This is a genomic window from Lysobacter sp. (genome assembly GCF_035655815.1).
In the GTDB taxonomy this organism is placed as follows: Bacteria; Pseudomonadota; Gammaproteobacteria; order Xanthomonadales; family Xanthomonadaceae; genus Lysobacter_J.
Genome location: NZ_DASRTS010000018.1, coordinates 37,255 through 50,024 on the forward strand (window position 1 = coordinate 37,255; position 12,770 = coordinate 50,024).

At 66.8% G+C, this 12,770-nt stretch carries 9 protein-coding genes; 6 read left to right on the forward strand and 3 right to left on the reverse strand.

The window, feature by feature from the left end; genetic code table 11:
• Positions 1–32: 32 nt before the first annotated feature.
• A complete protein-coding gene (locus VFE83_RS04430; protein ID WP_324903673.1) occupies positions 33–2,798 on the forward strand; it encodes a TonB-dependent receptor in 2,766 nt (921 codons plus the stop codon).
• A 926-nt stretch (positions 2,799–3,724) separates the two neighbouring features.
• Here the strand turns inward: VFE83_RS04430 and yihA are convergent.
• On the reverse strand, positions 3,725–4,339 hold the full coding sequence (gene yihA / locus VFE83_RS04435; protein WP_324903674.1) for a ribosome biogenesis GTP-binding protein YihA/YsxC: 615 nt from the start codon (positions 4,337–4,339) through the stop codon (positions 3,725–3,727).
• Between the two features lie 183 nt (positions 4,340–4,522).
• On the opposite strand from yihA, the gene VFE83_RS04440 reads away from it, so the two are divergent.
• From VFE83_RS04440 to VFE83_RS04455, 4 genes are all read left to right on the forward strand, one after another.
• Positions 4,523–5,389, forward strand: coding sequence for a c-type cytochrome (locus VFE83_RS04440; RefSeq protein WP_324903675.1), 867 nt, complete (start codon positions 4,523–4,525; stop codon positions 5,387–5,389).
• 175 nt (positions 5,390–5,564) lie between these two features.
• Positions 5,565–6,212, forward strand: coding sequence for a thiol:disulfide interchange protein DsbA/DsbL (locus VFE83_RS04445; RefSeq protein ID WP_324903676.1), 648 nt, complete (start codon positions 5,565–5,567; stop codon positions 6,210–6,212).
• 136 nt (positions 6,213–6,348) lie between these two features.
• A complete protein-coding gene (locus VFE83_RS04450) occupies positions 6,349–7,170 on the forward strand; it encodes a thiol:disulfide interchange protein DsbA/DsbL (protein ID WP_324903677.1) in 822 nt (273 codons plus the stop codon).
• A gap of 36 nt (positions 7,171–7,206) precedes the next feature.
• Positions 7,207–7,962, forward strand: a complete 756-nt coding sequence (locus tag VFE83_RS04455; protein ID WP_324903678.1) for an endonuclease/exonuclease/phosphatase family protein — start codon at positions 7,207–7,209, stop codon at positions 7,960–7,962.
• A gap of 339 nt (positions 7,963–8,301) precedes the next feature.
• Here the strand turns inward: VFE83_RS04455 and VFE83_RS04460 are convergent, their stop codons facing one another.
• The gene (locus VFE83_RS04460; protein ID WP_324903679.1) at positions 8,302–11,205 is read right to left on the reverse strand and encodes a TonB-dependent receptor; all 2,904 of its coding nucleotides are present in this window, start codon (positions 11,203–11,205) and stop codon (positions 8,302–8,304) included.
• 247 nt (positions 11,206–11,452) lie between these two features.
• Between VFE83_RS04460 and VFE83_RS04465 the strand changes: the two genes are divergently transcribed.
• Positions 11,453–11,842, forward strand: coding sequence for a g-type lysozyme inhibitor (locus VFE83_RS04465; RefSeq protein WP_324903680.1), 390 nt, complete (start codon positions 11,453–11,455; stop codon positions 11,840–11,842).
• A 16-nt stretch (positions 11,843–11,858) separates the two neighbouring features.
• Here VFE83_RS04465 and VFE83_RS04470 read toward each other — a convergent pair whose 3' ends face one another.
• Positions 11,859–12,659 carry a sulfite exporter TauE/SafE family protein gene (locus tag VFE83_RS04470; RefSeq protein ID WP_324903681.1) on the reverse strand — a complete coding sequence of 267 codons (801 nt, stop codon included), beginning with the start codon at positions 12,657–12,659 and terminating at the stop codon, positions 11,859–11,861.
• Between the last annotated feature and the right edge of the window lie 111 nt (positions 12,660–12,770).

Consider the following 12,770-nt stretch of genomic DNA (forward strand, 5'->3'; position numbering starts at 1 on the left):
GCCGTCACAAAACCGAGAGAGTGGGAGGGGAGATGTTGCAACTCAAGCGCAACCTGCTGAGCGTGGCCCTGGCATCGGCGACGATGCTGATGGCGACCGGCGTACAGGCACAGGTGGCCACGCAGGCGCCGGAATCGGAGCCGTCGTTGCCCGACGAAACCAAGACGCTCGATTCGGTCGTCGTCACCGGCATCCGCGCCGGTATCGAGACCTCGATCGAAACCAAGCGCGAATCGACCTCCATCGTCGAAGCGGTGTCGGCCGAGGACATCGGCAAGCTGCCCGACGTGAGCATCGCCGAATCCATCGCGCGCCTGCCGGGCCTGTCCGCGCAGCGCGTAGGCGGCCGTGCGCAGGTGATCAGCGTGCGCGGCCTCTCGCCCGACTTCGCCACCACGCTGCTCAACGGCCGCGAAATGGTGAGCACCGGCGACAACCGCAGCGTCGAGTTCGACCAGTATCCCGCCGAACTGATGAGCGGCGTGACCGTGTACAAGACCCCCGACGCCGGCCTGGTCGGCCAGGGCCTGTCGGGCACCATCGACATGCGCACCGTGCGCCCGCTGGACTACAGCGAGCCGGTGGTGGCGGTAAGCGGTCGCCTGCAGCGCAACTCGCTGGGCGATGCGGCCAACGCCGATGACGACGGCAACCGCATCAACGCCAGCTACATCGGCCAGTTCGCCGACCGCACCATCGGCCTGTCGATCGGCTTCTCGCATACCGAGCTGCCGATCCAGGAAAACCAGGTCGGCCTGTACGAGCCGTGGAGCGCGACCAACACCACCGATCGCGTGCGCAACGGCGTGCCGACCGGCACGTACTTCTCCGACGGCATCAAGGCACTGCGCCGTACCGGCGACATCGAACGCGATGCGGTGATGGCCACATTGCAGTACCGCCCGTCCAACGACTGGACCAGCACGCTGGACCTGTTCCACACCAAGGCCGAGCAGGAAGACACCGCCAACCAGTTCGAGGTGAACCTGAGCGGCTACAACGGTGTCGACGATCCCGACGTGCTGACGGTCAACCCGCAGATCAACGGCAACGGCACCTTCACCGGCGGCACCGTGACGAACGTTTACCCGCTGGTGCGCGGCATGTACCGCCATCGCGAGGACAAGATCGACGCGGCCGGCTGGGCGAACGATTTCAACGTGGGCGCAGTGCGCATGAAGGCGGACATCGGCTGGTCGCGCGCGGAGCGCGAGGAGCTGCTGCTGGAAAACAACACGCAGATGATCCCGCGTCCCCAGCTGGACAACATCCACCTGGGCTACAACAGCAAGGACTTCTCGCGGCTGGTGCCGGAGCTGGATTACTCCGATCCGCAGCAGCTGTACCTGACCAACACGATCTACGGCTCCGGCTACGGCAAGGTGCCGCGCGTCGAGGACGAGCTGAAGACCTACACGCTGGCCGCTTCGATCCCCGCACCGCAGGCGTTGAGCTGGATCTCGGACATCGACGTGGGTTTGAACTACGCAGATCGCGAGAAGCAGAAGACGCAGCCGGAAGGCAACATCAATCTCGGTCCGCAGGGCGACACGCCGATCGCGCGTGACCTGCAGTACGGTCTGGTCAACCTGAACTTCGCGGGCGTGGGCTTCATCCCGGCATGGAACGTGCCCGAAGCGATCGCGCGCTACATGACGTTTGAACCGGTCGACAACCTCTCGTACCTGATCCCGAAGGCCTGGACGGTCGACGAGAAGCTTTCCACCGGTTACGTGAAAGCCAACATCGATACCGAGTGGGGCTCGGTCGGTGTGCGCGGCAATGTCGGCATCCAGATCCAGCACACGGATCAGTCCTCGCGCGCGAACTACTGGGACGGCACGCAACCGGCCGGCAGCGAAGTGCAGCCATACGAGAACGGCGCGACCTACACCGACTACCTGCCCAGCCTGAACCTCGCGTTCCTGTTCCCGCACGACCAGACCCTGCGTCTGGCGCTGGCGCGTCAGGTCGCGCGTCCGCGCGTTGACCAGCTGCGTGCATCGCTGGAGTTCGGTGTCGACACCAGCACCGGTCGTCCTGGCGCTTCCGGCGGCAATCCGGAGCTCGATCCCTGGCGCGCCAACGCGTTCGACATCTCCTACGAGAAGTATTTCGGCAACAAGGCCTATGTGGCGGCCGCGTACTTCTACAAGGACCTGCGCAGCTACATCTACACGCAGACGAACGACAACTACGACTTCTCTGCCTTCGTCGCCGATTACGTGCCGGCGCCGGGCGAGCCGCCGACGCAGACCATCGGCAACTTCACCGCGCCGTACAACGGGCAGGGCGGCAAGCTGCAGGGCATCGAGCTGAGCGCATCGGTTCCCCTGGACATGCTGTGGGCGCCGCTGGAAGGTTTCGGCATCGTCGCCAGCGCCAGCTTCACCGACAGCGACATCGAGATCCTGGACCCGGAAAGCGCCAGCAGCGTAGGCACGGACCCGATCAGTCTGCCGGGCCTGTCGGACGAGGTGTACAACCTCACCGCGTACTACGAGCGCGCCGGTTTCGAAGCCCGCGTGAGCCAGCGCAAGCGCTCGGACTTCATCGGCGAGATCGGCAACTTCGACGGCAACCGCACGCTTCGTTACGTCGTGGGCGAGGACCAGCTGGACGCACAGGTCAGCTACACCTTCGGCGAAACCAGCAGCCTGGCCGGCCTGACGCTGCTGTTCGAAGCCAGCAACCTGACCAACTCGCCGTACCAGACCTACGCCGGCACGAAGGACCGCCCGCTGGAATACATCGAGTGGGGCCGCACCTACCTGGTCGGCCTGAACTACAAGTTCTAAGCCGACCTCCCAAAACGGCCCTTGCACCCCGCCGGAGCGATCCGGCGGGGTTTTGCTTGTGGGTTGTGTGTTGACGCTGACTGCGACGTAGCCGCGCTGTGTGGCCCGAATTTCTTCCGCATCGACGTGTGCCGCGGGCTCGCTGTCGTGAAGCCCGGAGGATGCGCCATGGAAGTCACTGGATCCCCGTTTCGCGGGGATGACGAGCAATGTGCGGATGCGCTCCCGTCGCCGGTGCTGGCGCGCAACGTTGCGGTTGCAGCTGCACTTGCTGTTGCTGTTGCTGTTGCTGTTGAACAGCCCAGCACATCGCTGGACGCGGAGGGCACCGCACATGGATGTGCGGCGCTAAGCAAGGAGACACGGAGTGAAGGCGATGCGTGCTTGCGAGCCACTGGCTCGCGCATCGTCCGAACGCCCGCGCCGCAAGCGCGGGCCTGCGGCCGTAGGCCGCACCGACTTGCGGGGCGCCGACTCCTTCACCGGTCGCAGGATTGCTGTGTCGGGAAAGACCCTTTCTTTGGGTTACGTTTGACCGAAGGGAATCCAGTCGGACTTTGGGTCAGCAAAGAAAAGTGACCCGGCCGGCTTTAGACGGACGGAAGCTTTAGCCGTTGCTCCTGAGAGGGCAACGGTAAAGCGTGAAAAGTCCATGGATCCCCGCCTTCGCGGGGATGACGAGCCAAGAGCAACGGCAATCGGATCCCGGCCTTTGCGCGACGACGGCAAAGGCAAAACGGAAAGGTGATCGCGCTGCTGCACGTCAGATAAGCGTGAAGGTCATGGACCCCGCCTTCGCGGGGATGACGAGCAAGGGCAACGGCAAGACGGATGCCGCCTTTGCCAAGATCACGAGCAAGAGCGAGCGTCGAGCAACGCGCGTGAAACCGGGCGCACGCTGACGCCTAGTGACGAACCCAACCCCCTTACAACCCCAGCCACCCCGCCACCACGCCCCTCGCCTCCTCCACTCCCTGCTTCGACTCCGCCGAGAACGTCTGCACGCTCACCGTGTCGCCGAAGGCGCTGAACAGCTCCCTGCGCACCGCCTGCAACTGCTGCGTCTGCTGTCCGCGGCCCAGCTTGTCGGCCTTGGTCAGCAGCGCATGTGCGGGCAACCCGCGCTGCACCGCGTAGCCGAGCATCTGCCGGTCGTAATCCTTGAGCGGATGGCGGATGTCCATCACCACCACCAGGCCCTTGAGCGACTCGCGCGTCTGGAAATAGCGCTCGATGAACGCCTGCCAGTGCGCCTGCAGGTCCTGCGGCACCTTGGCGTAGCCGTAGCCGGGCAGGTCCACCAGGTAGCGCGGCGGCTGGGTCTCCGGCGGAGTCATGTCGAAATAGACCAGCTGCTGGGTCCGGCCGGGCGTCTTGGACACCCGCGCCAGTGCGTTCTGCTGGCACAACGCGTTGAGCGCGCTGGACTTGCCGGCGTTGGAGCGGCCGGCGAAGGCCACCTCGGCGCCGCCCTCGGGCGGCAGCTGCTTGGGATTGTGCGCCGACAGCAGATAGCGGGCGCGGACGAAGGGATTGGCCATGCCGATAGGATCGCACGGCGCGTCCAACGGTCGGCCGCGACGCGCAAATACGGGCATGTGCCGCGTTTGCGGCCCGCTCCGGCACGGCGCGCGCGTTGACCGCCCCCGGAGCGCCGACGATAATTCCGCGGTTCCGGCGTCCGCTGCGCGGCACGCCTCATCTGTGTTTCGGAGCCCAGCTACATGAGCCAAGCCCGCGTCCTCGGCATTGTCGGCCTTGCCGCACTGGCGGCCGCTGCCGTCGCCTACGCCCAGACCACCGTCAATCCGGTCCCGGACAACGCGCCGGTCCAGACGGCGCCGCTGAACACCGCACCGGAGAAGGTCGTGTGGGGCGACGCCAAGGCGGGCGCCACCAAGGCCGGCACCTGCGCCGCGTGCCATGGCCTGGACGGCAATCCGACCGATCCGCAGTACCCGCGCCTGGCCGGCCAGAGCGAGCGCTACATCGCGCACCAGATCGCGCTGTTCAAGACCGGCGAGCGCAACACCGGCATGGCCGCGGTGATGAAGCCGTTCGCCGATGCGCTGACCGCGCAGGACGCACGCGACATCGGCGCCTACTTCGCCACGCAGAAGGCGGGCGCGGGCGTCGCCGACGACACCCTGATCGCCACCGGCCCGAACGCCGGCAAAAAGTTCTTCGAGGTCGGCCAGCAGCTGTTCCGCAACGGCGACGCATCGCGCGGCATCCCGGCGTGCATGGCGTGCCATGGCCCGGACGGCGCCGGGAACCCCGGCCCGGCCTACCCGCACATCGCCGGCCAGCAGGCGGCCTACACCCAGCGTCGCCTCGAGGAATACCGCGCCGGCACCACCATCCAGCGCGACCCGCACCTGTTCAACGTGATGGCCAGCATCGCCAAGCAGCTGACCGACGAGGAAATCGGCTCGGTGTCCAGCTACCTGCAGGGCCTGCACCCGAGCAAGGACGACCTGGCCGCGGCCAATGCCCCGGCACCGGCGCCCGCTCCAGCCCCCGCCGCGGCTCCGGCCGCCATGCCGGCCCCGGCCCAACAGGAGCCGGCGGCGCCTGCCAGCGGTTCGTGAACTTTCACAGGCGGGCACGGTCCGAGGCCGTACTCCCTGGTTGTTGGTTTGGCGCCGGTCGTGGACTCCACGACCGGCGTTTTGTTTTGAGGGGTGCCGGAAGCGTGATCCCGCCGCCGGACTCCAGTCACCGGATTCCCCATCCACCGCGAGCATTGCCGAGAGTCCTGCCACGATGACCCGCCGCCTGCTGCTGTCCCTGCTCCTGCTTCTTCCCGTTGCGGCCCTGGCCGCCGACGCGCCTGCCAGCCAGCCGCTGCAGGAAGGTGTCGACTACGTCGTCATCGCCGATGGCAAGCCGTTCGCGCCGCCGGTGAAAGGCAAGGTCGAAGTGGTCGAAGTGTTCGGCTACACCTGCCCGCACTGCGCACATTTCCAGCCGCAGGTGTCCGCGTGGAGCGCCGGGCGCAAGGACGTCAACTTCGTGCCGCTGGCCGCACCGTTCGGCGGCTACTGGATTCCCTACGCCAAGGCCTTCTACACGGCGCAGGAACTGGGCGCGGTCGCCCGCACCCACGATGCGGTGTTCAAGGCCGTGCACGAGACCGGCACGCTGCCGCGCAACAACCCCTCGGTGGGCGAACTGGCTACCTTCTATGCCGGATACGGCGTCGATCCGGCCCGCTTCACGCAGACTTTCGACGGCCCGAAGGTGCAGGCCCGCATGGACAACGCGCGGGCGTTCATCGGGCGCAGCGGCGTGGAGGGTACGCCGACACTCGTCGTCAACGGCAAGTACCGCATCATCGGTGGCCGTGGCTTCGACGACGTGCTGCGCATCGCCGACGCGCTGATCGCGCGGGAAAAGGGCGGCAAGCGCTGATCCGCGCCCGTATCGCGTCGGGCCGTGAGCGCGGCCTCGCCGCGTACAGGACCCGGCCGGTATGCTTGCGCGATCGTTGTGCTCACCTCCACGGCGCCTGCGCCGGGACCGTTTTTCCTCTTCAAGAGACGCCTCCATGACCGTACGTCTGCCTCATCTCGCCGTGGTCCTGACCGGCCTGCTGGCCCTCTCCGCCTGCTCGAAGCAGGCTCCGGCGCCGGCCGAAACCGCGACGCCGGCTCCGGCCGCGACCACCCCGGCTCGTGCCGCTCCGGCAACGACCGCCCCGACGGCGCCAGCCGAACAGGCACCTGCCGCCGCGCCCGCTCCGGCCGCTGCCGCCACGCCTCCGCAGGGTCCGGCGCCCGTGCCCGGCACCGACTTCGTCGAGATCGCCGGCGGCCAGACCTATGAGCCGGCCAACGGCAAGATCGAAGTGGTCGAGATCTTCGGCTACACCTGCCCGCACTGCGCGCACTTCGAGCCGCTGGTCGAGGCGTGGAAGGCCAAGCAGCCGGCCGACGTGAAGTTCGTCGCACTGGCCGCGCCGTTCGGCGGCTACTGGGTGCCGTACGCCAAGGCGTTCTACACCGCGCAGTCGATGGGCGTACTCGACAAGACCCACCAGGCGATGTTCAACGCGATCCACGTCGACCGCACGATGCCGGTGCAGCCGCTGCCGACCAACGACCAGATCGCCGCCTTCTACGGCCAGCACGGGGTCGACGCCAAGCAGTTCGCCAGCACGATGTCGAGCTTCGCCATCGACGCCAAGATGAAGCGCGCCACGCAGTTCATCGCGCGCAGCGGCGTGGATTCCACGCCGGCGATCGTGGTGGCCGGCAAGTACAAGGTGAACGGCAAGAGCTTCGAGGACATGCTGCGCATCACCGACCACCTGGTCGCCGCCGAGCGCGCCAAGGCGGCGGGCGCGACGCCGGCCCCGGCGGGCGGCTGATCGGGCGGCGATCCCGGGAGCACGATCCAGAACCGGATGGATACCCGTCGGCTCCGCCTGCTCAGCGCCAACATCCAGGCGGGATCCAGCACGCGCGGCTACCACGACTACGTCGCGCGCAGCTGGTCGCACGTGCTGCCGGCGGGCAAGCGGACCAGCCTGGATGCGATCGCCCAACTGGCCGGCGAACACGACATCGTCGGCCTCAACGAGAGCGATCCGGGCAGCCTGCGCTCGGGTTTCACCAACCAGACGCACTACCTGGCCCAGCGCGCCGGCTTCGACTACTGGAGCCACCAGCCCAACCGCCGCGTCGGCGGCGTGGCCTCCAGCGCCAACGGCCTGCTGAGCCGGCTGGAGCCGCGTGAGGTCATCGACCACGCCCTGCCCGGCCGCATCGCCGGGCGCGGCGTGCTGCTGGCGCGCTACGGCGACGGCACCTCGGGCCTGCTGGTGGCGGTCGCGCACCTGTCGCTCGGCGCGACCTCACGCGCCGCGCAGCTGGCCTTCATTGCCGAACTCCTGCAGGACCATCCCAACGCCGTGCTGATGGGCGATTTCAACTGCCCCATCGACCGTCCCGAGATGCGGGCGCTGTTCCGCAACACGCGCCTGCAGCCACCGCTGGGCGACGTGCCCACGTTCCCCAGCTGGCGCCCGCAGCGCGCGATCGACCACATCCTGGTCAGCGACGGCCTGCAGGTCTCGAACGCGCGAGCGCGCCCGGCCGCCGCCTCGGATCACCTGGCGCTGTCGATCGACCTGGACGTGCCGGAGAGTGCGTTGCGCTGAGCAGGCGTTTCGCGCCGGCGAAATCGTCCACACGTCGTAATCGCTCTGCCCTGTTGGACAGCGCCCGTGCATGGCGCTCTTCCGGCTGGTCCGTGGAGGATGCCTATGACTATTTGCCGCCGCTCCTCACCGGCATCGGGTGAGCCTGAAGAGACGCTGGACGCGCGCGCTGGCGTGCCAGTGATGGCGAATTCAGAGCCAACGAACAGATCAGGCGATGAAGACAGGTTCCGGCCGCTTGAGCAGGGCGTAAGCAAAGCCGGCAGCGTGTCGAGTGAGAACGGCCGGTGCAGTCACCGGCCGTCCATCTCACGCCTCTAACCAATCACCCTTACGGCATCAGAAGCGGTAATCCGCGCTGACGTACCAGAACGAACCCGGCAGGTCGTAGGTTCCCGCGTCGTACCCGTTGAGCGAGCAGGTGATGCAGACCGGCGGCTCCTTGCCGAACAGGTTGTTCACGCCCACGCTCAGCCTGAGCCCTTCGGTGAAGGCATTGGCCCAGGCAAACTGCACGTCGTGGTAGGTCACCGAACCCAGCGTATTGATCCGCTCGGGGTTTTCGCAGCCAGGGATGAAGCCATCGAAGTCGATGTTGGTGCAATCCTCTTCGACCGAGCTGATGTAGCGGATCGTCCAGTTCGCGCTGAGATCGTTCCTGCCCCAGCCGACCTGCACGTTGGTCTGCCATTCTGGGATCGCACTGTCGTCCACTTCGATGCCGACCGCGCGCTGCGACACGATGCCGTCGATATCGACCGCCTCGTAGTCGTTGACCCAGGTCGACTGCAGCGATGCCGTCATGTGGCCCCAGCCCCACTCCGGCCCCAACCAGTTGACCTTGAAGTCGGCACCGTCGGTCTTGATGTGGCCGAGGTTGTCCAGGAAGTTGTTCGGCGGATTGAGGTTGCTGCCCGCGCCGCGGCTGAAGGGCGAGCACAGCGTCGGGTCGGTACCGCCCGCGCGGAGGCACGCGTTGAGCAGTTCCTGGATGTCGCGTGCCTGGATCGCGTCTTCGATCTCGTGGTTGTAGTAGGTGACCTCGAAGTCCATCTTGCTTGACCAGTCGACGTTCTCACTCCACGACGGGCTGAACACGATGCCCAGGGTGTAGCTGTCGGACTCTTCGGGATCCAGGTCCGGATTGCCGCCAGTGAACGTGGTGATCTGCGTGTTGGCCTGTTCGAAGCTGACCGGCACTCCCTGCGCGGCGCAGCCCGCGGCGTATTCGGGCGCGGGGCCCGCACCGTCCGATGAACTGCAAGGGTCGGCGAGCGTCGCGCCGAACTGGGTCAGGCCGTAGAGCTCGCCGAGATTCGGTGCGCGGAAGCCCTGCGAGTAGGTACCGCGAACCACGATGTCCTCGATGGGCTGCCAGCGGAAACCCGCCTTGCCGGTGGTGTGGCCGCCGAAGGTCGAGTAGTCCGAGTAGCGGATCGCTGCAGACAGTTCCAGCGTGCTCGCCAGCGGGAAGTTGAACTCGGCGTACACCTCGTCAACGTCGTAGGAGGCGGACACCGGCGCGGCGAAGGAATCCTGCGACTCGCCGCTCTGGCGCAGCGGATCGGGGTTGAAGTCGCCACGATAGCGACGATGCTCCACGCCTGCCGCGAAGCCGGCCGTGCGGTCGCCGATATCGAACATGTCGCCGGTGACATTGGCCGAGAACAGATCCAGCACCTGCTTGCTGGAGTCGATCTGGCGCGTGCGGATGTAGTCGATCATCTCCTGCGTCATCGGTCGGCCCTGACCGCCGAACAGGTCCAGCGGTACGCAACCCGGCACCAGCGCGCAGATCGCCGGATCTCCCAATGCCAGCTTCAACTTGGCGACGTTGTAGCCGTTGAGGAATTCCTGCGTGGCCTTGTTCTCGGAATGCGCGTAGTTGAAGTCCCAACCGAACCCGCGATCGCCGATGTTGAACACACCGTCCAGGCCGATGTTGAAGTACAGCGTGTCGACGTCCTGGTTGAAGATGCGCGGGCCGACTTCGACCGGACGGCGGGTGACGAAGCCCAGGTTGCTGTCGGCGTTGAGGTCGATGCCGAACGGGTTGTACGGATTGGCCGCACTGATGCTGATGGTGTCGGCAATGCCGCCGGTCCCCGCGAACGGGCCGACGAAGATCGGTTCCGGTGCCGCCTGATTGGTCGAGGTGCGGTTGTTGTAGAGGCCCTTGATGTGCAGCCGGGTGTTTTCGGTGATGTCGTACGACAGGTTGGTGAAGATCGACTTGCGCTTCTGCGGGGTCAGCAACAGGTTGTACGGCGCGAAGTTGAAGCGGTCGGCGTTTCCGAACGGGTGAAATGTGCCGCCGCTGAGGCTCTCCGGATCGAACACCGGCGTGGTGGTTCCCTCGTTGAGCGTGATGTCGTACCAGTTGTTGCCGTCGGCATCGCAGCCGCCCACTCCATCGGTCGGACGTGAAGGATCGCAGAACGTGAAGCGACCCTGCGGAATGCCCGAACTGCCGGCCAGCACGCCGGTGCCGGGCGTCGGGTAAGCCGACTGCTCCCACACGGCCGAGCTGATCTCTTCCTGCTCGAAGTAGCTGGCGGTGAACACCGCCGACCAGCGCTCGCCGCTGCCACCGAGGGTCATGCTGGCCTCTGTGGTTTCGCCACCGTCCTCGTATTCGCCGTAGTAGACGTGCGCTTCACCGCCGTCGAAGCTCTTGCGCGTGATGATGTTGACCACGCCCGCGATGGCGTCGGAGCCGTAAATGGCCGAAGCGCCGTCTTCCAGCACTTCGACACGTTCGATGATGGCCAGCGGAATGGTGTTGAGGTCGGCGCTGCCGCTCACGCCCGAAGCCGAGGATTCGTTGACCCAGCGGACGCCGTCGACCAGCACCAGCGTGCGCTGCGATCCCAGGTTGCGCAGGTCGACCTGTGCCGAACCTGCGCCGATGCCGCCGCCGTCGGGCGGATAGCCGAAGTTGCCGGACGAGTTGAACTTGGCGTTGAGCGCCTTGCCGCTGGCGGTCAGTTGTTGCAGCAGCTCGCCCACACTCTGCAAGCCCGTCGCCTCGATCTTGCTGCGATCGAGCACGAACACCGGTTGCGCGGTGACGGCGTTGGTCTGCTTGATGCGGCTACCGGTGACGGTCACGGTATCCAGCGTGGTCGGCGACTGCTGTTGGGCTGGCGCCGCTGCCTCTTGGGCGGCGGCAAGGCCCGGAAGCGAAAGCAACAACGACAGCTGGATGGCTCTGCTCAGGGTCTGATGGCGCAAGGCTTTCATCACTCTCTCTCCCTTAAAAGTCGAAAAGTGGCGGACAGCGCTTCGCGCCGCACCCCCCGGCTACGGCGTCCCAAAGTTGTAAACAATCCGTAAAGCCGCCACAAGCGGCAAAGAGTCAGCACCACTTTCGGCATAGCTGGCGACCGTGAGAACGTACGAATCGAGCTTCATGCGTATGGGCCGACTGCCTTCACGGCGCCTCGGGCTCCCCATGGATACTTGGCTCCATCACTGCCGGGACGCGCACATGCGAAAGCTCGCCGCACTGTTGCTCATCGCGCTGCTGTCAGCTCCCGCGTTCGCTGCGGACAAGATCACGACGGTTCCGGTGAAGTTCGCCCATGGCGCCACCGGCACTACGGTCAGCGGGAGCGTGCAGGGTTACGACACGGTCGCGTACATGCTGGCCGCGAAAGCCGGCCAGACCATCAGCCTCAAGCTGTCCGGCACGACCAACGCGTACTTCAATCTGTTCGCGCCGGACGTACAGGAATCGCTGTCGCTCGAGTCCGACGGGCAGAGCTTCACCGGCAAGCTGCCGGCAACGGGCAACTACCGGATCGAGGTCTATCAGCCGCGCGCGCAGGCACGGCGCAACCAGGTCGCTAAATACACCCTGCGCATCGACATCCGCTGAAGCGGATGCGTGACACTCAGCCGCCCAGCACCAGGCTGGTTCCGACCAGCGCGAGGAAGGCGGCGAATACGCGCTTGAGCGTGTCGCCGTGCAGGCGATGGGCCAGGCGCATGCCGTAGGGCGCGGCCAGCACCGACGCGGCGGCGACGCCGATCGCCGCGGGCAGATAGACGTAGCCGATGCCGTATTGCGGCAATGCGCCGGCGGGCGCGTGCAATGCATAGCCCACCGCACTGGCGATGCCGATGGCGACACCGCATGCGGACGACGTGCCCACCGCGCGTACCGGCGCGACGCCGCGCCATACGAGCAACGGCACGGTCATGCTGCCGCCGCCAATGCCGACCACCGCGGACACCGCACCGATGCCAAGGCCCGCCGCGGCCATCGGCACGCCTTTCGGCGCGGGCACGATGTCGCCGACGGCGCTGCGCGAGCCGCCGAACGTGAGTTGCGCCGCGGCGATGAAGCAGTAGCCGGCGACGATCCAGCGCAACACGTCGTCGTCGATGCGCACGGCAAGCCCGCTTCCAAGCCAGCCGCCGATGAGCAGCCCCGGCACCATCCACGCCACCGTCGGCCACAGCACGCTGCCGCGCGAGGCGTGTGCGCGCGCCGAGGCGGCTGCGGTCAGCACGATGCTCGCCAGCGAACTGGCCAGCGCCGCGTGCATCGCCGCTTCCTGCGGTACGCCCAGCGTGGGCAGCAGCCACGCGAGCGCCGCAACCAGCACCAGGCCGCCGCCGACGCCGAGCAGCCCCGCGAGCACGCCGGCCACCGCACCCAGGGCAAGAAAGACGAGCAGCGCAACGGCCATGGAATCTCCTGATGCAAATGCGATGGACGACGCGAACCTGCGCAGCGTGGCCGCGCCAAGCGCGATGCGCAACGCCGCCTGACCGCGGCACGCCTTGCGGCGACGGTCGCT

Bases quoted from the DNA above. Each gene is read 5' to 3' on its own strand.
- VFE83_RS04430 (WP_324903673.1), top strand. From the start codon at position 33: ATGTTGCAACTCAAGCGCAACCTGCTGAGCGTGGCCCTGGCATCGGCG.
- yihA (WP_324903674.1), bottom strand. From the start codon at position 4,339: ATGGCCAATCCCTTCGTCCGCGCCCGCTATCTGCTGTCGGCGCACAAT.
- VFE83_RS04440 (WP_324903675.1), top strand. From the start codon at position 4,523: ATGAGCCAAGCCCGCGTCCTCGGCATTGTCGGCCTTGCCGCACTGGCG.
- VFE83_RS04445 (WP_324903676.1), top strand. From the start codon at position 5,565: ATGACCCGCCGCCTGCTGCTGTCCCTGCTCCTGCTTCTTCCCGTTGCG.
- VFE83_RS04450 (WP_324903677.1), top strand. From the start codon at position 6,349: ATGACCGTACGTCTGCCTCATCTCGCCGTGGTCCTGACCGGCCTGCTG.
- VFE83_RS04455 (WP_324903678.1), top strand. From the start codon at position 7,207: ATGGATACCCGTCGGCTCCGCCTGCTCAGCGCCAACATCCAGGCGGGA.
- VFE83_RS04460 (WP_324903679.1), bottom strand. From the start codon at position 11,205: ATGAAAGCCTTGCGCCATCAGACCCTGAGCAGAGCCATCCAGCTGTCG.
- VFE83_RS04465 (WP_324903680.1), top strand. From the start codon at position 11,453: ATGCGAAAGCTCGCCGCACTGTTGCTCATCGCGCTGCTGTCAGCTCCC.
- VFE83_RS04470 (WP_324903681.1), bottom strand. From the start codon at position 12,659: ATGGCCGTTGCGCTGCTCGTCTTTCTTGCCCTGGGTGCGGTGGCCGGC.